The organism is Roseateles violae, assembly GCF_030410485.1.
GTDB classification, from domain to species: domain Bacteria; phylum Pseudomonadota; class Gammaproteobacteria; order Burkholderiales; family Burkholderiaceae_C; genus Roseateles_D; species Roseateles_D violae.
In genome coordinates, this window is record NZ_JAUHHC010000001.1 from 156,584 (window position 1) to 175,761 (window position 19,178).

The 19,178-nt window shown below is 71.1% G+C and carries 14 protein-coding genes; 7 read left to right on the plus strand and 7 right to left on the minus strand.

Annotated elements, in window-relative coordinates; all coding sequences use genetic code 11:
• Window positions 1-43 precede the first annotated feature (43 nt).
• Together QWJ38_RS00660 and QWJ38_RS00665 are read left to right on the plus strand one after the other, a co-directional pair.
• Entirely contained in the window at window positions 44-1,513 is a 1,470-nt protein-coding gene (locus QWJ38_RS00660; RefSeq protein ID WP_290357103.1) for a carotenoid oxygenase family protein, read from the plus strand.
• A 193-nt stretch (window positions 1,514-1,706) separates the two neighbouring features.
• Window positions 1,707-3,344, plus strand: a complete 1,638-nt coding sequence (locus tag QWJ38_RS00665; RefSeq protein ID WP_290357104.1) for a GGDEF domain-containing protein — start codon at window positions 1,707-1,709, stop codon at window positions 3,342-3,344.
• A gap of 188 nt (window positions 3,345-3,532) precedes the next feature.
• On the opposite strand, the gene QWJ38_RS00670 is transcribed toward QWJ38_RS00665, so the two are convergent.
• Complete coding sequence (locus tag QWJ38_RS00670) at window positions 3,533-4,168, minus strand: DUF599 family protein (RefSeq protein WP_290357105.1); 636 nt, start codon at window positions 4,166-4,168, stop codon at window positions 3,533-3,535.
• Between the two features lie 14 nt (window positions 4,169-4,182).
• Entirely contained in the window at window positions 4,183-5,055 is an 873-nt protein-coding gene (locus tag QWJ38_RS00675; protein ID WP_290357106.1) for an MBL fold metallo-hydrolase, read from the minus strand.
• 153 nt (window positions 5,056-5,208) lie between these two features.
• Here QWJ38_RS00675 and QWJ38_RS00680 point away from each other — a divergent pair, with 153 nt between their 5' ends.
• The 4 genes from QWJ38_RS00680 (at window position 5,209) to QWJ38_RS00695 (ending at window position 7,032) form a co-directional block, all read left to right on the plus strand.
• Complete coding sequence (locus QWJ38_RS00680) at window positions 5,209-5,493, plus strand: ArsR/SmtB family transcription factor (RefSeq protein WP_290357107.1); 285 nt, start codon at window positions 5,209-5,211, stop codon at window positions 5,491-5,493.
• An 11-nt stretch (window positions 5,494-5,504) separates the two neighbouring features.
• Window positions 5,505-5,939, plus strand: a complete 435-nt coding sequence (locus QWJ38_RS00685) for a YeeE/YedE family protein (protein ID WP_290357108.1) — start codon at window positions 5,505-5,507, stop codon at window positions 5,937-5,939.
• A gap of 10 nt (window positions 5,940-5,949) precedes the next feature.
• Window positions 5,950-6,390: a YeeE/YedE family protein gene (locus QWJ38_RS00690; RefSeq protein ID WP_290357109.1), complete on the plus strand. Its 441-nt coding sequence runs from the start codon at window positions 5,950-5,952 to the stop codon at window positions 6,388-6,390.
• Window positions 6,391-6,651: 261 nt separating this feature from the next.
• Window positions 6,652-7,032 (plus strand): hypothetical protein, encoded by a 381-nt coding sequence (locus tag QWJ38_RS00695; RefSeq protein WP_290357110.1) that lies wholly within the window; start codon window positions 6,652-6,654, stop codon window positions 7,030-7,032.
• Window positions 7,033-7,111: 79 nt separating this feature from the next.
• Here the strand turns inward: QWJ38_RS00695 and QWJ38_RS00700 are convergent, their stop codons facing one another.
• From QWJ38_RS00700 to QWJ38_RS00715, 4 genes are all read right to left on the minus strand, one after another.
• Window positions 7,112-7,639, minus strand: a complete 528-nt coding sequence (locus tag QWJ38_RS00700; RefSeq protein ID WP_290357111.1) for a hypothetical protein — start codon at window positions 7,637-7,639, stop codon at window positions 7,112-7,114.
• 132 nt (window positions 7,640-7,771) lie between these two features.
• Window positions 7,772-8,104: a YciI family protein gene (locus QWJ38_RS00705; RefSeq protein ID WP_290357112.1), complete on the minus strand. Its 333-nt coding sequence runs from the start codon at window positions 8,102-8,104 to the stop codon at window positions 7,772-7,774.
• A gap of 34 nt (window positions 8,105-8,138) precedes the next feature.
• The gene (locus QWJ38_RS00710; protein ID WP_290357113.1) at window positions 8,139-8,957 is read right to left on the minus strand and encodes a carbon-nitrogen hydrolase family protein; all 819 of its coding nucleotides are present in this window, start codon (window positions 8,955-8,957) and stop codon (window positions 8,139-8,141) included.
• A gap of 4 nt (window positions 8,958-8,961) precedes the next feature.
• Complete coding sequence (locus tag QWJ38_RS00715; RefSeq protein WP_290357114.1) at window positions 8,962-13,131, minus strand: YhdP family protein; 4,170 nt, start codon at window positions 13,129-13,131, stop codon at window positions 8,962-8,964.
• Window positions 13,132-13,250: 119 nt separating this feature from the next.
• Here QWJ38_RS00715 and glnE point away from each other — a divergent pair, with 119 nt between their 5' ends.
• Window positions 13,251-16,073, plus strand: coding sequence for a bifunctional [glutamate--ammonia ligase]-adenylyl-L-tyrosine phosphorylase/[glutamate--ammonia-ligase] adenylyltransferase (glnE, locus tag QWJ38_RS00720; protein WP_290357115.1), 2,823 nt, complete (start codon window positions 13,251-13,253; stop codon window positions 16,071-16,073).
• Here glnE and QWJ38_RS00725 read toward each other — a convergent pair.
• Window positions 16,066-19,137: a ligand-binding sensor domain-containing diguanylate cyclase gene (locus QWJ38_RS00725; RefSeq protein WP_290357116.1), complete on the minus strand. Its 3,072-nt coding sequence runs from the start codon at window positions 19,135-19,137 to the stop codon at window positions 16,066-16,068. The two genes, glnE and QWJ38_RS00725, sit on opposite strands and share 8 nt — an antisense overlap.
• Between the last annotated feature and the right edge of the window lie 41 nt (window positions 19,138-19,178).

Here is a 19,178-nt window from a genome sequence, read left to right on the forward strand (position 1 = left end):
CGATTCGCGTCGCCGCCCCCGCGGCACGCAAGGAGTCGCCGCCATGTCCGTCATCCTGCCCGCCGCCAGCACTTCCAGCCCCCTCGGCAGCTCGACGCCGACGCCGACACCGGCCCGCGGCCGCTGGCGCGGCTTCCTGAGCGGCGCGCGCGAGATCGACGACGCGGCGCTGCAGGTCCAGGGCCGGCTGCCCGACTGGCTGCGCGGCGGCCTGCTGCTGAACGGCCCGGCGCTGTGGGACCTGCCGCGCGGCAGCTACCGGCATTGGTTCGACGGCCTGGCCATGCTGCACCGGATCGAGTTCGCGCCGGAGGCCGCGCCGCGCTACCGCAGCCGCTTCGCGCGCAGCCAGGACTATCTGGAAAGCATCGCCGCCGGCGCGCCGGCCTACAGCGCCTTCGACACCCGCGATCCCGAGACCCTGCTGCAGCGCCTGCGCCATTTCGGCAAGCCGCGCTCGACCGACAACCCGGCCGTCGTGATGTCCCGGGTCGGCGCGCAATGGATCGCGACCACCGAGTCCCCGCATCTGCTGGCCTTCGACCCGCTGAGCCTGGCCAGCGAGGGCCGGCTCGAGTTCGACGACGGGCTGGGCATCCAGATCATGGGCGCCCACGGCATCACCGACGCCGAGGGCAATTACTGGAACGTCGGCATCACCCTGGGCCCCAAGTGCATCTACAAGCTGTTCCGCCTGCGCCCGGGCGGCCACAGGCGCGAGTTGGTCGGCAGCGTGCGCGTCGCCAAAGCCGGCTACACCCATGCGTTCGCGATGACGCCGGGCCATGCGCTGATCTGGGAGACCGCGCTGCGCGCGCAGCCGCTGGGCTTTCTGTTCACCGGCCGCTCCTATATCGAGAACTTCCGCTGGGATCCGGCCCATGGCTCGGTGCTGCATGCGGTCTCGCTGGCCGACGGCAGCGTGCGCAGCTGGGACATCCCGCCGATGCTGGCCTTCCATCCGGTCCAGGCCTATCAGGACGGTGCCGATCTGGTCGCCGAGCTGTGCTGCTTCGACGATGCCGGCATCATCGACGCGCTGCAGCTGACGCGGCTGCGCGCCGGCGAGCCGCTGGGCCAGATGCCGCGGCTGCGCCGCTACCGGTTGCGCCAGGGCCATGGCGAGGCGCTGGTCGAGGACTTCGGCGGCGGCCTGGACCTGCCGCAGGTCCACCCCGAGCGCTTCGGCCGCGCGCGCGCCGGCATCTGCTGGGGCAGCGGCCTCGATGCCGCCGGCGCCAGCCGCTTCTTCGACCGCACGCTGCGGCTCGATCTGGAGCGCCGCGAGCAGCGCAGCTGGCAGCGGCCCGACGCGATCCAGCTGGAGCCGCTGTTCGTGCCGCGGCCCGGCGGCACGGAGGAGGACGACGGCGTGCTGCTGGTGCCGACCCTGGCCGACGCCGACGACACGACGCGCATCGGCGTCGTCGATGCGCACAGCATGGAATGCCTGGCGCTGGTGCAGGCGCCGCAAGTGATCCCGTTCGGATTCCATGCGGCCTGGGCGGGCTAGCAGGCTGTTGAAAAACGTCGCGAGGGCGGCCGGCGCCAGGGCGATGCGCGTCGCGCTCATTTGGGCACCCGGACGGCGCGCCGGTCCGCCCGGACAGGGGTGAAATTCCCTCAAGCAAACGCCGCCAGCTGCCGATAAGCCCCAGGTGAAAGGCACTGACTCAGCATCCGAATCCGCATCCCCACTGCCCGACGTGCCGCCTGCTTTGCCGCCGGCGGATCTGGCCCAGCAGCTGGAAGCGGCCTTGGCCCTGGGCGGACGCGGCAGCACCGCCGCACCCGAGGCGGCATTGGCCGCCTGCCTGGCCGCCATGAAGCTGGCCGCACAGCTGCAGCGACCGCTGGAACATGGCCGCGCGGCCGAGCTGCGCTGCCTGCATCTGGCGCGACTGGGCCGCTACACCGAGGCCGTGGCGGCAGCCTATGAGGCGCTGCCCCTGCTGCAGGGCGCCGATCAACAAACCGAACGCTGTGCGGTCTTGCGCACGCAGGCCATGGCCGCGAGCGAAGCCAATGCCTTCGAGACCGCGCTGGCCGCCGCGAACGAACTGGTGCGCCTGGCGCGCGATCGCGACGCCAGCACCGCGCTCGATGCCGCCATCGCGCTGGCGGCCTGCTTCGAACGCATGGGCGACCCCTGGCAGGCCGAGCGTGTGCTGTCCGACGGCTTGCGCGACCATGGCCCCGATGCCAGCACGCCGCTCAATTTGTCGGCCAACAACTGCCTCTGTGTCATCGGCATCGGCATGCTGCACCTGCTGCTGGACAGCCAGGCCGACGAGGCCGAGCTGCAAGCCCTGCTGCTGCACACGCGCGCCGCCGCCGAGCGTGCGCGAGAGCTGCTGGCGCAGTTGCCCAGCCCGGCCTACGAGGCGCCCATCATGGGCAATCTGGCCGAGGTGATGCTGCACCAGGGCGAGCTCGCCGGCGCCGGCGCGCTGCTGCGCCAGGCTCTGGCGCTGGCGCAGCAGCAGGGTCTGCAGGCCTATGCCTGGCGCATGCGCATCTCGCTCGCCGACTGGCATCTGGCGCAGGCCGAGCCCGAGCACGCGCTGGCACTGGCGCTCGGTGTGCTCGAAGAGATGGGCGCCCATGGGCAGCAGCAGACGGTGATCCGTGCCCGACGCTCGGCCTACCGTGCCTGCCGCGCACTCGGCCGTTTCGAGCCGGCGCTGCAGCATCTGGAGGTGGCCGAGCGCGAGGAGCTGCGTGACCTGACGAGGAAGATGCGCGCCCAGTCCGAACTCTTCGTCTCGCGCGCCGAAGCCCAACAAGTGCAGTGGCAGGCGGAAGACGCGCGGCTGGAGGCCCAGCAGCAGCGCCAGCGCGCTGCCGAGGCGGCCGCCAGCGCCGAACGCGACCCGCTCACCGGACTGGGCAACCGCCGCCACTTGGAGCGCCGCTGCGCCGAGCTCTTGCCCGCGGCGGGGCGCGAGCAGCGCCCGCTGGCCCTGGCGCAGCTGGACATCGATCACTTCAAGTCCATCAACGACCGCTGTGGCCACGCCACCGGCGACCGCGTGCTGACGCTGCTGGCCCAGCTGCTGCAGGACAGCATGCGCGCCAGCGACGTGGTGGTGCGACAGGGGGGCGAAGAGTTCGTCATCGTGATGCCCGACACCGACCTGTCGGCTGCAACCGACGTCTGCGAACGCCTGCGTGAACGCGTCGCGACCCACCCTTGGGCTCAGCTGGGCGGACCGGACTGGCAGGTCACCGTCAGCATCGGCCTGGCTATCGCCGCCCCCTACGAGCTGGCAGCGCTGCTCGAGACCGCCGATGCCGCGCTCTACCGCGCCAAGCGAGGCGGGCGCAACCGGCTCTGCGCGTAGGCCGACCCGCTGATCCCGCGGCCCCTGGCCCTCGGCTGTTCATGCCGGCGGGAGCCGCTGGGGGGGCTGGGTGCACTTGAGCGACATCGGCCTGTAGCAGCCCTTCGACCGTCGAGGCCGAACTCACGGTGGCTGCCGGTCCTCGCACTGTTGGAGGAAGGCGGCTCGCCGTCGGCAAACGACCCGGCTTACTGCGACACCGCGCCACTGCCTTCCAGACGCCACAGTGCCCCTGTGAGCAGCAGCGCAGAGACCGTGCCGGCCCCGGCATGGACCAGGGACACCAGGATGGGGGCAACAAGCAGCATGCAGCGCAGACCCCAGCCGTAAAGCAGGCCGGCGCTGCGCAGATGCAGACGCCCCGCGCCCGCCCAGCGCTGGCGCGCCGGCGCGTTGACGGGCATGCCCAGCACAAAGCCGGCGTGGGTGTAGTTGCGGACGGCCAGCATGTTGAGCAAGACGGTGGCGCAGAGCAGGGCCATCAGGGTCAATTCCAGCACGATTCGCGGCGTCGCCCGCGGGCCCGGTACTCCTGCTCCGAAGGCTTCATGCAGCGACGGCGCAGCCTGACTGATGGCTGCCATCAGTGCTAGTGCCGCGCTGGAGGCGATCAGCGTAGCGGTCATGACCGAATTGCGCAGGGTCTGCACGGCCAGAACCTCGGTGCCCGGCTGCGCAGAGATCTCATCAAACCATGCGGCGCGCAAATCCGCGTGGATATGACGCGCACGCCGCTCGGGGCGCCAGGCCAACTGCAGCAGGTACAGCGCAATGATCGCCATGCTGGCCAGCGGGAATGTCCAGACCTCGGCAAAGGCGTTCATGACAGGACTGTTACTCACAGAGCGTTGAGCGGAATCTTGAGGTAGGCCGTTCCGTTGGCCTCCGACGGCGGCATGTCGCCGGCGCGGATGTTGATCTGCACCGAGGGCAGGATCAGATTAGGCATGGATAGGCCTGCGTCGCGCTTGGTGCGCATCGCAACAAAGGCCTCTTCGCTCACGCCCTCGCGAATGTGAATGTTGCTGGCCCGCTGCTCGGCGACGGTCGATACCCAGGCGGGCTCTCGGGCATCGGGCGGATAGTCGTGGCACATGTACAGCCGGGTGTCGCCGGGCAGGCTCAGCAGTTTCCGAACGCTGCGATACAGCTGGCGCGCATCACCGCCGGGGAAGTCGCAGCGGGCGGTGCCCACGTCGGGCATGAACAGGGTGTCCCCCACGAAGACGGCATCCTGAACCCGGTAGGCCATGCAGGCCGGGGTGTGGCCTGGCACCGGTAGTGCCTGGGCTGGGAGCGCGCCGATGGCGAAGCCTTCGTCCGGCTGGAACAGGTGGTCGAACTGGCTGCCATCCGGGTAGAACTCGGGCTCCAGGTTGAAGATGCGCTTGAACACGTTCTGAACGTCCGTGATGGCCGCGCCAATGGCAATCTTGCCGCCCAGCTGCCTGCGCAGGTAATGCGCGGCAGAGAGGTGGTCGGCGTGGGCATGGGTCTCCAGAATCCATTGCACGGTCAGCGCCTGCTCCTGCACAAAGGTCACGATCTGGTCGGCCGAGGTCGAGCGGGTACGGCCAGACTTGGGGTCGTAGTCGAGAACCGAGTCCACGATGGCGCAATGCCCTTGCGGCCGGTCGTAGACGACGTAGCTCACGGTCCAGGTGGCGGGGTCAAAGAAGGCTTTGACAAGAGCTTGGGTGGTGGCAGTCATGTCTATCCAGGCGACCGTCTGTTTCAATTCATATAGTTTATTGACAAACATATTGTCAGTCAATAAACTGACCGCATCGAATTTGAAAAGGACTCGCGCACTGTGCGTACGAACCGTCACCCCGCCGGAGATCCCCCCCTGGACCTGGACGCCATGCGCCTCTCGGCCGAGGCCGCCTGTCGGCTCATGAAGATCCTGTCCAACCCCGACCGCCTGCTTCTGCTGTGCCAACTGAGCCAGGGCGAGAAGAACGTGGGCGAACTCGAGGCCCTGGTGGGCGTAGCCCAGCCCACGCTGTCTCAGCAACTGGGCGTGCTGCGGGAAGAAGGCCTGGTCAGCACCCGCCGCGAGGGCAAGAACATCTACTACTGCATCAACAGCCCTCAGGCCCTGGCGGTTATGGGCGTGCTGTATGCCCAGTTCTGCAAGATCCGATGAACGAGAACCCTATGACGATCGACTGGAATCACTTCACGCCCTGGGCCTCGCTGATTGGCGGGCTGCTGCTGGGGCTGGCCGCTGCGTTGTTCGTTCTAGTGAACGGCCGCATTCTGGGCATCAGCGGCATCGTGGGCGGACTGCTGCGCCCGCGCGCCGGCGATGCGAGTTGGCGCCTGAGCTTCGTGCTGGGCATGCTGCTTGCGCCCCTGCTCTACATGCCGCTTGCAGGCCCGCTGACGGCCACGGTCGATGCAGGCTGGGGCACGGTGGTACTGGCCGGCCTGCTGGTGGGCTTGGGCACGCGTTATGGCGCGGGCTGCACCAGCGGCCATGGCGTGTGCGGCCTCTCCCGCCTGTCGCCGCGCTCCCTGGTGGCCACCATCTGCTTTATGGGCGCCGGCTTTGTTGTCGTCTTCCTGCTGCGCCACGCACTGAACGCCTGAGGAGAAACACTTGCAGCATCGCGTCTCCGAATTCCTCGTCGGCCTGCTGTTTGGTATCGGCCTGATTCTTGCCGGCATGACCGATCCGTCCAAGGTGATCGGCTTCCTCGACCTTGCCGGCGCCTGGGACCCTTCCCTCGCCTTCGTCATGGGCGGCGCCATTCTGGTGGGGCTTGGCGCCTTTGCCTTGGCCAGGCGTCGTGCCACGAACCTCATGGGCGGCGCCATGCACCTGCCTGCATCCCCGGACATCGACCGGCGACTGGTCGCGGGCAGCCTGATCTTCGGCGCCGGCTGGGGCCTCGCCGGCTTCTGCCCGGGGCCGGCCATCGTGTCCATGGGCGCAGGCAATGCCAAGGGCGCTGTCTTTGTGCTGGCCATGCTGGCGGGCATGGTTATCTTTGAGTTGGCCGAGCGTGCCAAGACAGGCGCGTTGGCTGGAGAGCGCTGAAACGGGCCACCTCCACCCGGCTAACCGGCCGGCTGACGAAGGCGGCCCCCAGCCATCCAATACGAGGGAGCACCTGGGCCCGGCAAGGACGATGCACGCTGCGGACCCATCTGCGACGGATGCCACAAACTCGCCCGGCTCCGTCGGCAAAGCGGCGGCCGATCGCCGCTAAGCTGCCGATCAGTGCAGGCGCGCTTGACCGGATTCAACGAGGGCAGAGGCGCTACCGACTCGTCAACAGCGCTCTTCGAAGCCCCCGCCATGAAAGCAACAAAGCTCATCCCCATCGTCGCCGCAGGCCTGCTCGCGGCTTGCGAGTCCGCGCCCAACGAGCTCCGCAAGCAGTCGGTGGAGCACGAGTACGGCGGGGCGACCGTGTTCGTGCAGGAGTGGTTCAATCCCCACGCCAGAGCCTCCTACTCGGAGTGGTACGCGGTCAACCGCGGCAAGTCGCCGATCTGCGCGGCCGTCTGGAATCTCACGACCGCGCGCAGCTTCCAGTCCTATGCCGACAAATTGGTTCAGCCGGGCGAGACCGTCTCACTGGCGTATTGGAACCAGGACGAGGACAACATCCGGACCCGCTCCACCCTCTATCGCCCGAACAAGGAAGGCAAGTGCGTGAGGGCTAAGGGCATCTGAGCCCCGCCCGCGGCCCGCTGTCGTCTGAGGGCCGACCGGGCCCCGGCCGACGCGACCCAGCGCACTCGCCCGCGCGGGCTCAGCGATAGACATGCTCTCCGTTGCTGGCGGTCCAACGATCCTCGAAGTGCGCGGCGTCCTCTTCGTTCTTGGCGCGAACGCCCATCAGGATGCCGCCCTTGCGAATCCCTTCCTCGTAATGCTTAACCCGCTCCTCCGGCATGTTCCAGCCGACCAGCGCGCCGATCAAACCGCCGCCTGCTGCACCGGCCCCCGCGCCCGCCAAGGCGGCGGCCAAGGGGCCGGCGATGACCAGGCCCAGCCCGGGTAGCGCCAGCGTCGTACCCACTGCGGCGACCGCGGCGGCAATGGCGCCGACGGTGCCGCCGATGGCGCCGCCAACGCCCGCGCCTTCCGCGGCCTTGTTGCCCAACTCGGTTTCCGTGCCCGCATCGGCGAAATGCCTCTGCCTCGTTTCGTCCGACATGACGACGTCGACGTCGCTCTGCTCGTAACCACGCTCGCGCATCGAGCCGTAGGCGGATTCGGCACTGGCGCGGTCCGGAAAAAGTCCCGTCACCATGCGGCGGTCATTGCTGGTCTCCATGATTGCTCCTGTTGATTGCGTTCCTGTTGCCCGACGCGAAAGCGCGGCAGGCCTTGATACGCAGGAAGCAATCCGGCAAGCAGCATTCCCAGCCCGCGCGCATGACGGCGGCCAGCACTTCGGGGCATCGCTTCAGGGCATCGATTCCATGGGCCACACCTCGACAAGGCCGTAGGCCACCGCGCAGGGCGAGCCGCTGACAAGCCGAATGGCTTCCTGCAGATCCGCGGCTTCGATGACGGCAAAGCCTGCGATCGGCAGGGCGCTGTGCATATAGGGTCCTTCGATGGTCTGCAGCTGCTCGTCGTTGTGCTTGCGCACTTGCACCGCTGTGCCGGCGACGCCCATCAGCGCGCCGGCAGCCTTGAGCCGGGCGTCGTTGGCATGGGCAGCCTTCAGCACCGCGGGATCGGTGCGCTTGTAGCCGGCCTCGTCGCCGTATCCGATGGTCAGGAATTTCGCCATGATCGCTCCTCGGTTCGACAGGCGCCCGCGCCGCTCAGAGCACCCGATGCTGCAGCGCCGGCAACTGTTCGCGCACCTGCGCCAGCCGCGCCGGATCGAGTTCGGCCGTCACCAGGCCCTCGCCCTCCTCCAGGCAGCCGAGCACCAGCCCCCAGGGGTCGACGATCATCGTGTGGCCCCAGGTGCGCCGGCCGTTCTCGTGCCTGCCGCCCTGGGCCGGCGCGATCACATAGGCCTGGTTCTCGACCGCGCGGGCGCGCAAGAGCAGTTCCCAATGCGCCTGGCCGGTCGTGTAGGTGAAGGCGGCCGGCACGCTGAGCAGATCGCAGGGCCCGCCCAGCGCCGCGGCGCGGTAGAGCTCCGGAAAGCGCAGGTCGTAGCAGACGCTCAAGCCGGTGCGCAGCGGACCGGTCTGCACGGCGGTCGGCGCAGCGCCGGCCTCGAGCACGCGGCCCTCGTCGTAGTGCTCGCGGCCGTTGTCGTAGCGGAACAGATGGATCTTGTCGTAGCGCGCGGCCAGGCTGCCGTCGGGCGCAAACACGCAGCAGGCATTGCGCACCCGCGCGGCGGCGCCGGCCTCGGCCGCAGCCGCCTTCATCGGCAAGGTGCCGCCGATGATCCACAGGCCCAGCTCGCGCGCCGCCTCGGCCAGCATCTGCTGGATGGGGCCGGCGCCGGGCGTCTCCGCCAGCGCCAGCTTGTCGGTGTCGGCATGGCCCATCAGGCAGAAGTACTCGGGCAGCGCGGCCAGCTCGGCGCCGCGCGCCCTGGCCTGCTCCAGCCAGTGCCGCGCGCGCTCGAGATTGCGCGCCACCTCGGGGCCGGACACCATCTGGATCGCCGCGATCTGCATAGCTCTACTCCTTGGCCGCGCTGGCGGCGTCGGCGCTGGCCTTGGCCGCCTCCAGCGCCGCCTTGTGGTCGACCCGCTCGACCTTGGGATCTTCCCAGCTGCCGGTGATATGGAATTCGCGCGTGTTCGCCGCTTCCATCGGCCGGCTCAGCAGCAGCTGGGCCAGGAAGGTGCCCAGGCCGATCACCGGGTTGACCGCCGCATAGGCCAGCGCCGCGCCGCCGGCGCTGATCTCGGGCACGATCAGCACGCGCAGATTCTGCGTCTCGCTGGCCAGATCGGTGCTGCCCTCCATCAACACGGCGGCCTGCACGCCGCGCATGCGCAGATTCTTGCTGCTGGCCACGCCGCGGGCAATCGTCACGTCGCCGTCGACGCCGTCGAAGGCGAAGCCCTCGGCGAACACGTCGCGGAAGTCGAGCAGGAAGCGCCGCGGCAGCGACTGCAGGCTCAGCACGCCCAGCAGCCGGCCGACGCCGGGCTCGGCATGCAGGAACTGGCCGCGATCGAGCGCGACGCTCAGCTCGCCCGACATCGTCGAGTAGTCGGGCGACATCGGCGAGCCGAGCCAGCCGATCTGGCCCGAGAGCTGGCCCTTGCCGCCGCGCAAGACCCGACCCTGGCCCAGCTTCTCGAGCAGATTGCCGGCATCGGCCACCTCCAGCTTCCAGTCCATCAGGCTGCGCCGCTGCGCCGAGCCGGGCTCGTTTAGCCATTGGCCGCTGGCGTTCAACACCGCGTCCGGGTGGCGCAGCTGCAGCTTGTCGAGCCGCCAGTCACGTGTCGGGCCGGCCCTGGCCAGCACCTCAAGATGGCCGAGCCGCTTGCCGCGCAGCTCGAAGTCGTCGACGACGATGTCCAGCGCCGGCACCGAGCTGGGCGCCTGGTCGAGGCCGGTGTCGAGCAGGCGGCTGACCGACTCGACCTCCTGCTTGGGCAGCGACAGCCGCGCCAGCCGCGCATAGACGTTGTCCAGCTGGCCGGCGCGATTGGTGCGCAGCTCGACGAAGCCGCTCAGCTGCTCGGCATCGACCGAGAAGCGCCAGCCCGCCCCGCCGGCGCGGGTGATGCCGGCGACCAGCTTGGTGATGGGCCGGCCATTGAGCTGCAGGCTTTGCGCGCGCAGGCCGATCTGGCCCGGCATATAGCCGCCGTCGAGCAGATCGCCGCCGCTACCGGGGCCGCTAGCGGGACCATTGGCGGGACCCGCCGGGCTGCCGCTCGTCGGCGCGGCGGCGCCGCCGGCTAGGCGCTGCGCCGTCGCGGCCCAGGCATCCAGATTGACGTTGCCGAGCCTGGCCTGGGCCAGCACGCCGCTGGCCGGCAGTGCCGGCAGCGCGTCCTGCACCGCCAGCGCGCCGCGCAGCACCCGGGTGCTGTCGCCGGCGACATCGCGCTGGTACTGCGCCAGCAGGGTCGTGCCGAGCTCGACGCGCAGCTCGTCGCGACCCGGCGCCAGCGCCGTCGTCTGCACGCGCAGCGGCAGCGCCGCCTCGGCCTCCTTGCGCAGCGGCGCCGGCAGGTCCATCGCCATGCCCTGCAGATTGCTGGTCACGGCGAATTCGGTCTGGCCGTTGTTGAAGCCCAGCTGCAGCCGGTAGGCCGCCTGGCCGCTGGCCGCCTGTGCCAGCCGCGGCACGAAGCCCAGCTCGCCGGCACGGCGCAGGCCCTCGGCGCTGGCCACGCCCTGGCCGGTGAAGCGCAGGCTGCCGTCGCGCTGCGTGCCGCCCTCGAACGTCGCGTCGCCGCCAAGCACGCGGGCCTGGCCGGCGCTGACGGTGACGCCCTTGCGGTCGAAGTCGACCTTGGCGCGTGCATTGGCCAGCAGCGGCACGTCCGGCCGTATGCGCAGATCGTTGCCCAGCAACTGCACCGAGCCCTTGACGCCGGCCTGGGCGATGTCGGCCAGCGGCAGCTGCAGGTTCAGCTTCAGATTGGCCTGGCCCGTGCTGGTCGCCTGGCCCATCGCGTGGCCGGTCCATTCGTCGACCGGCGAGGCGCGCACGAAGCGCAGCAGCTCGGCCAACGGGCCGCGGCCGGCGCCGTCGATCAGCAGCACCGGCTTGTGGATCAGGTCCTTGATGCCGCCCTCGATGCCGGTCAGCTCGTAGCCCAGGGTCCTGGCGCGGCCGTCGCGGATCGTCATGCTGCCGCGCTCGAAGATCAGCTCGGCGTCGATATGCTCCAGCACCGGCCAGGCCAGCGGCTGGCCCGGCGCCGGCGGCACATAGGCCAGCTCGATGTCGCGCGCCTGGGTCGCGATGCGGAACTGGCCGCGCCCCGGCGCCGCGTCGAAGGGGAAGTCGGCCAGATCGCCGCGCAGCTTGAACGTGACGTCGCGCGCCGTGCCGCCGCGGATCGCCTCCTTCACGTAATGGCGCGCCGTCTCGCCGACCTGCAGCGGCAGATAGCGCTGCACGCGGGTCGCGTCGATGCGCTCGATGCGGCCGTTCAGTTCCAGCTGGCCGGGGAAGCGCGCGCCGCGGCCGCTGGCGGCCGTGCCCTCGCCGCTGCGCCAGACGCCGTCGAACTCGCCCTGCAGATCGGCCGTGACGAGCTTCAGCGCACCCAGCCTGAACTCCAGCTGCGGCGGCTGCTGGTCCTTGTGCGGCTCGATCTTCCAGTCCAGCGTCGCCGAGAGGCGCTGCAGCGGCAGCAGCGGCTCCTCGAACAGGCCCGGCAGCTCCAGGCTGCCGTCGGCGATGCCGATCACAGCCTGGCCGCCACGCTCGCTGGCCTCCAGCAGCACGCTGGCGCCGACGACGCCGGGCCGGCCGATCGCATACGGCGCCGCGGCCGGCGCGGCGCTCAGGCGCAGGCCGTCCAGCCGCGCCTTCAGCCGGTAGTTCTTGGGCGCCTCCAGCGGGCCGTCCCAGCGCGCGTTCAGCTCGCTTAGCACGCCCTGCGGCGCCAGCCGGGCCAGCAGCGCGCGCGGCACCTCGCCGACCGGCAGGCGCTCGGCGATCTGCGCCATCAGCGCGAAGTCGAGCCGCTGCGCGTTCAGCTCGCCGCCGACCAGCGGAGCAAGCTCGGCGTCCAGGCCCGAGGCCGGCTTGGCGCCCTTGGGCGGCGCCGCCATGCGCAGCTGCACGCCCCAGTCCGAGCGGGGCCAGACGATGCCCTTGCCCTCCGGTCCGGCGCCGACGAAGCCGAGCTGGCTCGCCCGCAGGCTCAGCTTCTGCGGCTCGCGCTGCAGCTGCAGCCGGCCCTCGATCTGCTCCAGCTGCAGCGGATCGGCCTTGGGCGAGACGCGCAGCCGCACCGCGCGCAGGCCCATGTCGACCGTCGCGCCGACCAGGCCGCCTTCCTTGATGTCGATCCAGCTGCGCAGCGCGCCGTCGCCCTCGCTCAGCTCGAAGGGCAGGTCCAGATGGCGGCGCAGCTCGCGCAGATCGGCGCGCGGCAGGTCGGCATAGAGCTGGCCGCTCCAGTGCGCGAGATCGCCGGGCCGCTTCAGCAGCTTCTGCGTGAAGCGGCCGCGCAGGCCGAAGCGCTGGCCCCAGGCCGGCGGCGGCGTCGCGTCGAGCCGCAGCGCATGGGCGCGCAGGCCGTTGCGCAGCACCAGGTTCAGGTCCGAGAGCTCCAGCGGGGGCGCCTGGCGGCGCTCGTCGATCCAGCGCACGCGGCCGTTCAGCACGACGAACTCGTGCTGCGAGAAGAACCAGTCGGCCCATTCCTCGGCCCGGCCGCCGGCCTCGGGCCGCTCCTCGGCCGTGTCGACCGACAGGCCGGCGACGAAAAGCCGGCCCTGCGCATCGCGGCGGATCTCCAGCTGCGGGCCGTCGATCAGCAGCTGGTCGAAGCGCAGCTCCAGCGCCAGCAGCGAGCGCACCGACAGCGCCGCGGCCACGCGCGGCAGGCGCAGCGCCTCGCGGCCCTGGCGGTCGAGCAGGCGCACCTCGCGCAACTCCAGCGCCGGAATCCAGCCGCCCGAGCGCACGCTGATCTGGCCCAGGCGCACCGGCACGCCCAGGCTTTGCGAGGCCTCCCGCTCCAGGGTCGGACGCCATTCGTCGATGTGCGGCAGAATCGCCCAGTGCAACAGCAGCCAGGCCGTCAGCAGCAGCAGCCAGACGATGGCCAGCAGGCCCAGCAGCCAGCGCGCGCCGCGCCAGATCAGGCGGGCGGGGCGGGTGAGCCAGAACGGTGCGGCGGCGGAGGCGGTTGCAAGCACGAAAAAATGGAGAGGGAAAGCGCTCGCCGTGAAGTCGATTGCCGTTTGTATTTCTTGATGGATGCCGGGAGTCGACCGGTGCCCGCAATCGCGCTCAATCTAGCACAGCGCATGATCGTATGACCGAGGCCAGACCTACTTTACCGCCCGTAACGCCGGCCCCGGCGGGGGTCGCCGAAGCCGCGCACAGCCGCTTCGTCCAGCGGGTGCGCCGCCGCTATGCGGCCGAGCTGCCGCTGCTGCCGCCCGGACTGCCGGACCGCGCCGCCATCGAGGCCCTGGTCGCCACCCTGCAGGCCGGTGGCCGGCCCTTGGCCAGCGCGCTGCGCGTCGCCCGCCAGCTGGTGCTGGAGCGTCTGGCGGTGCTGGACATCGAGCAGGGCGCGGCGATGCACGAGATCACCGAGGCGATGAGCTCGCTGGCCGAGGTCGCGCTGTGCCTGGCCCTGGCCGCCGCGCGCGCCGAGCAGGACGCGATCAACGGCGTGCCGCGCAATGCCGAGGGCGAGGTGATCGAGTTCTGGGTGCTGGGCATGGGCAAGCTCGGCGCACGCGAGCTGAACGTCTCCTCCGACATCGACCTGATCTATGTCTACGAGGACGAGGGCCAGACGGACGGACTGCTGCCGCAGAGCCCGAGCGCCGGGCCGCCCCAAGCTCGGGCGACAGCCCCCGCGGGGGGCTCGGCGCTGCAGGCGCCGGGGGGCTCCATTTCTGCACATGAATACTTCGCCCGCGTCTGCAAGCGCCTGTATGCGCTGATCGGCGACATCACCGAGGACGGCCAGGTCTTCCGCGTCGACCTGGCCCTGCGGCCGAACGGCAACTCGGGCCCGCCGGCGGTCAGCCTGCAGATGCTGGAGGAGTACCTCCTCGTCCAGGGCCGCGAATGGGAGCGCTTCGCCTGGCTGAAGAGCCGCGTCGTCGCGCCGCTGGAAAGCGTGAGCGGTTCCCGCGTGCTGGCGCTGAAGTCGCTGGTGACGCCCTTTGTCTACCGCAAATACCTGGACTACGGCGTCTTCGAGGGCCTGCGCCAGCTGCACCGCAAGATCCGCGACGAGGCGCAGCGCCGCGCCGCCGGCCGGCCCGAGCGGGCCAACGACGTCAAGCTCTCGCGCGGCGGCATCCGCGAGATCGAGTTCACCGTGCAGTTGCTGCAGGTCGTGCGCGGCGGCCAGTTCCCCGAGATCCGCACCCGCTCGACGGTCAAGGCGCTGGGCCGCCTGGCCGCGCGCGGCCTGATGAAGCCGGCCACCGCCGCCAAGCTGGCCGAGGCCTACGACTTCCTGCGCCGCGTCGAGCACCGCATCCAGTTCCTCGACGACCAGCAGACGCATTGCCTGCCCGGCGTCGATGAAGACCTGGCCTGGATCGCTCGCAGCCTGGGCCTGGCCTGCCGGGCCGATGCCTGCGAGCTGCTGGACAAGCTCCTGGAAGTGCGCGAGACGGTGGCCACCGAGTTCGACGCGCTGCTGCACGACGGCCAGGCGCCGGCGCCCAATGGCGGCTGCAAGGGCTGCGGCGGGCCGGCACTGCCCATCGATGCCGAGGACTTCCTGGCCCAGCTGCAGCCGGAGCTGGCCGAGGCGGTGCGCCGCTGGGCGCAGCAGCCGCGCGTGCAGAACCTGCGCGAGGAATCGCGCCTGCGCCTGGCCAAGCTGGTCGGCCGCGCGGCCAAGGCGGTGCGCGAGGAGCAGGCGACCCTGGACGCGGCGCTGCGCTTCGTCGACTGGGTCGAGCCGCTGCTGCGGCGCGAGAGCTATCTGGCCCTGCTGGTCGAGCGGCCGGCGGTGCAGCAGCGGCTCTTGCGCCTCTTGGGCCTGGCGCGCTGGCCGATGCGCTATCTGATGCTGCATCCGGGCGTCATCGACGAGCTGGCCGACACGCGGCTGCTGCATGAGCGCTTCGACGGGCCGGCCTTCATCGCCGACCTGGAGGAGCGCCACGCGGCCTGGGCCCGCTCCGGCGAGGCCGACGAGGAGGCGCTGCTGGACACCTTGCGGCGCGCCCACCATGCCGAGGTCTTCCGCATCCTGGTGCGCGACGTCGAGGGCGGCACCACGGTCGAGCAGGTCGCCGACGATCTGTCGGCGCTGGCCGATGCGGTGCTGCAATGCGCGATCCACTGGTCCTGGTCGCGGCTGAAGCAGGCGCACCGGCCGCGGCCGCAATTCGCCGTCATCGCGTACGGCAAGCTGGGCGGCAAGGAGCTGGGCTACGGCGGCGACCTGGACGTGGTCTTCCTCTTCGACGATGCCGACGAGAACGCGGCCGAGGTCTACGGCGCCTTCGTGCGCAAGCTGATCACCTGGCTGACCCTGCGCACCGCCGCCGGCGAGCTGTTCGACATCGACACGGCGCTGCGGCCCAACGGCAACTCCGGCATGCTGGTCACCTCGATCGCCTCCTTCGAGAACTACCAGATCGGCCGCGGCGGCAACACCGCCTGGACTTGGGAACACCAGGCGATCACGCGCGCGCGCTTCTGCGCCGGCGATGCCAGCCTGGCCGGGCGCTTCGAGGCCGTGCGCCGTCAGGTGCTGACCGCCCCGCGCGACCATGCGGCGCTGCGCCAGGAGGTGCAGGCCATGCGCGAGAAGGTGCGCGCGGCGCGGCCGGTCAAGGCCGGGCAGTTCGATCTGAAGCACAGCCCCGGCGGCATGATGGACGCCGAGTTCGCGCTGCAGTACCTGATCCTCGCCCATGGCCGCGAGCATGCTGCCCTGCTCGACAACGCCGGCGCGATCGCCTTGCTGCAGCGCGCCGAGGCGGCCGGCCTGCTGCCGGCCGGTATCGGCCTCGCCGCGGCCGATGCCTACCGCGAGCTGCGCCGCGTCCAGCACCGCGCGCGGCTGGACGAGCAGCCGACCGCCGTGCCGGACACCGAGCTGGTGGCCGAGCGTGATGCCGTGCTGGCGCTGTGGCGGGCGGTGTTCAGCTGAAACGCAGCGGCGTTGCGGGCGGCAGCGAGGTCTGCAGCTCCAGCAGCCCCTCGCCGACCAGGTCCTCCAGCTCGTCGGCAAGCCGCTCCGCCACGGCGGCCGGCTCGGCATCCGCCGCCGGCAGCACGCCGACCCAGGCATTGCGGCCGCTGCGCTTGGCCACGTAGAGGCACTGGTCGGCCAGGTCCAGCAGCTGCTCCCAGCCGAGGCGGCGCGGCGCGGCCGGGAAGAAGGGGTAGAGCACGAAGCCCAGCGAGCAGCTGCGCATCAGGCTCTGGCCGTTGCCCAGATCGAAGCGATGCGCCTCGAAGCGCGCGCGGATGCGCTCGGGCAGGCGCGCGGCATCGTCCCGGCAGGTCTGCCGCGCCACCACCACGAACTCCTCGCCGCCCCAGCGCACCACCGAATCGGCCTCGCGGGTGCACTCGCGCAGGATCTGCGCCACCTGCTGCAGCACCAGGTCGCCGGCGGCGTGGCCGAAGCCGTCGTTGATGCTCTTGAACTTGTCGATGTCCACCATGATCAGCGCCAGGTCGCTGCAGGACACCTCGCGCCGGGCCTGGCCCAGGCGCTGGTCTATCTGCCCCCGCAGGGCCATCGAGACATGCTCGGGCATGACCTCCTGCAAATAGCGGCGGTTGTGCAGCCGGGTGAGCGCGTCGGTCAGGCTCTGGTCCTTCAGGGCCTGGTTGGCGGCCTCGAGTTCCTGCGTGCGCGCCGCCACCAGCGCCTCCAGCGTGGCGGTGCGCCGCAGCAGGCGGCGTGCCCGGTATTGCTCGAACAGCCACAGCGCCAGCAGCGCCGCGGCCGCCGCCAGCGCCCGGAACCACCAGGTCTGCCACCAGGGCGGCAGGATGGTGAAGCCGAGCCGAGTGGCCGGCCCCCAGGGTCCGGTACGGAAGCGCGCCTGCAGCTCCATCGTGTAGTCGCCGGGCGGCAGGCCGGCATAGCGCGCCTCGCGCGTCGGCGCTTCATGCCAGTCGCTTTCCAGCCCGAGCAACCGCGCCTGAAGGCCGATGCCGCCGGTGTCCAGATAGCTCAGCGCCGCGAAGCGGATCTCGAAGGTGTTCTGCTCGGCGCCGACGCGCGGCGCGCCTGCCGCGTCAATGGGCTGGCCGCCCAGGCTGGCGGCCAGCACGGCGACCCGCGGCGGCGGCGGTGCGCCGGTGTAGCGGCCGGAATCGAACTGCGCCAGCCCGCCGCGCGTGCCGATCCAGACGCGGCCGTCCGGCTCGGCCAGGAAGGCCATCGCATTGGCCTCCTCGTCGACCAGGCCGTCCTCGACGCCGAAGTGGTAGAGCGCCGGCTGCGCCTCGCGCGGCCGCTCCACCAGCTCGAGGCCGGCATGGCTGCCCAGCCACAGCCGGCCGGCGGCGTCCTCGCCGATCAGCGTCAGGTCCACCGCCGGCAGCGCCGGCGGCGCCAGCGCCTGCAGCAGCTGGAGCCGGCCATCCGCATGGCGCAGCCGCGAGACGACGCCGGGCTTGTCCCGGTAGGCCAGCCAGATCTCGTCGCCGCGGCCGGCGCTCACGTACAGCGCCTGTGCCGAGGCCAGGCCGTCGGCCGGGCCGAAGCGCTGCCAGCGCCCGCCGCTGTACAGCAGCAGGCCGGCGCTGCCGGCGGCCCAGAGCCGGCCCCGCCGGTCGCTCATCAGGTGGGAGATGATCTCGTCGGGCGGGGCGCCGGGCAGGGGCACCGGCTCGAAGACCCAGCTGCTCCCGTCGGGCCGGCCGCGCAGCAGGCCACCGCGGTGGGTGCCGACCCACAGCTGCTGCTCGCCGTCCAGCAGCAGGCTCAGCACCTTGCGCCCCCCGGCGCTCGGCAAGCCGAGGCTTTCGAGCTTGCGGCCGCGGGCGTCGAGGCGCTGCAGGCCGTAGGGCTCGCCGCCGAAGACCAGGCCGCCGTCGGCGGTCTGCACGATCGCGCGCACCAGCCGTTCCTCGGTGCCGGGGACGATCTCCCAGCTCTGCGCATCGTGCTGGGCCGGCGGCGACTCGGCGCCGCGGGCCAGGCCTTTCTCGGTGCCCACCCAGAGCCGGCCGTCGCGGGCGCGCAGCAGCGACCAGACATAGGCGGGCAGGCCCTCCTTGGGCGTATGCGCCCGCCAAGCGCCACGCCCCATCAGCCGGTGCAGGCCCAGGCTGCCGCACCACAGATTGCCCTCGCGGTCGAGCAGCAGCGCCCGCGTGAAATCGGTCGGCAGCCCGTGCGCCAGGCCGATGCTGCTCAGCTCACCCTGGAAGTAGCGGTAGATGCCTTTCCCGGTCGGGATCCATACGGCCCCGTCCGCGCCCTGGTGCAGGCGGGACAGGAAGGTGTCCGCCGGCGGCAGCTCCGCCATCGTGCGGAACCGGCTGGCGCCCGGATCGAGCACATAGGTGTGGCGCGAGCTGCGCAGCCATACGCGCCCGTCGGCGGCGGCCAGCAACTGGTCGAGCTCCTCGCCGTCCAGCGACGGACGGCCCTCGAAGGCCTGCCAGCCCTGCTCGGCGGTCCAGCGCCAGAGCGTCTTGCGCGTGCCGGCCCATAGCGTCTTGCCGTCGGGCGAGGCGGCGATGGTGTTGAGCCCGCGGCCCGGCCACTGCGGATCCGGCTTGAAGCCGGCCGCGTCGCCGCGGTACAGGCCCGAGCGGGTGGCGACCCACAGCTGGCCGTCGGGCCCCGCGGCGATCTCGTTCACCGCCAGATCGGCGGGCAAGCCCGGCGGCTGCGCATCGAAGCGCTGGCCGGTCCAGCGCGCGAGGCCCTGCCGCGTGCCGACCCACATGCGGCCCGCCGCGTCCAGGCGCAGCGCATTGACCTCCAGCGAGGGCAGGCCCTGCGCCAGGCCGAAGGCCTGGAACTGGCGGCCGTCGAAGCGGTACAGGCCGCGGTCGGTGGCCACCCAGATGAAGCCCTCGAGGTCCTGCAGCAGCAGGTTGACACGCAGATTGCCCAGACCCGCCTCGCGGCCGTAGACCTGGAAAGGCAGGCGTCCGGCCGGGTCGGACACCGCGGCCTGCAGCGGCGCGAGTACGGCAAGCCACAGGACCGCACACAGCAGCGCTCGAAAAAAAAACCTCATGTCGCGCCACTATCGCATCGCCCGGCCGGTCGGCGTAGTGG

What these genes read in the sequence shown, in the direction of transcription:
- QWJ38_RS00660 (WP_290357103.1), top strand. Translation starts at nt 44, where the DNA reads ATGTCCGTCATCCTGCCCGCCGCCAGCACTTCCAGCCCCCTCGGCAGC.
- QWJ38_RS00670 (WP_290357105.1), bottom strand. Translation starts at nt 4,168, where the DNA reads ATGAACGCCTTTGCCGAGGTCTGGACATTCCCGCTGGCCAGCATGGCG.
- QWJ38_RS00675 (WP_290357106.1), bottom strand. Translation starts at nt 5,055, where the DNA reads ATGACTGCCACCACCCAAGCTCTTGTCAAAGCCTTCTTTGACCCCGCC.
- QWJ38_RS00680 (WP_290357107.1), top strand. Translation starts at nt 5,209, where the DNA reads ATGCGCCTCTCGGCCGAGGCCGCCTGTCGGCTCATGAAGATCCTGTCC.
- QWJ38_RS00685 (WP_290357108.1), top strand. Translation starts at nt 5,505, where the DNA reads ATGACGATCGACTGGAATCACTTCACGCCCTGGGCCTCGCTGATTGGC.
- QWJ38_RS00695 (WP_290357110.1), top strand. Translation starts at nt 6,652, where the DNA reads ATGAAAGCAACAAAGCTCATCCCCATCGTCGCCGCAGGCCTGCTCGCG.
- QWJ38_RS00700 (WP_290357111.1), bottom strand. Translation starts at nt 7,639, where the DNA reads ATGGAGACCAGCAATGACCGCCGCATGGTGACGGGACTTTTTCCGGAC.
- QWJ38_RS00705 (WP_290357112.1), bottom strand. Translation starts at nt 8,104, where the DNA reads ATGGCGAAATTCCTGACCATCGGATACGGCGACGAGGCCGGCTACAAG.
- QWJ38_RS00710 (WP_290357113.1), bottom strand. Translation starts at nt 8,957, where the DNA reads ATGCAGATCGCGGCGATCCAGATGGTGTCCGGCCCCGAGGTGGCGCGC.
- glnE (WP_290357115.1), top strand. Translation starts at nt 13,251, where the DNA reads ATGACCGAGGCCAGACCTACTTTACCGCCCGTAACGCCGGCCCCGGCG.
- QWJ38_RS00725 (WP_290357116.1), bottom strand. Translation starts at nt 19,137, where the DNA reads ATGAGGTTTTTTTTTCGAGCGCTGCTGTGTGCGGTCCTGTGGCTTGCC.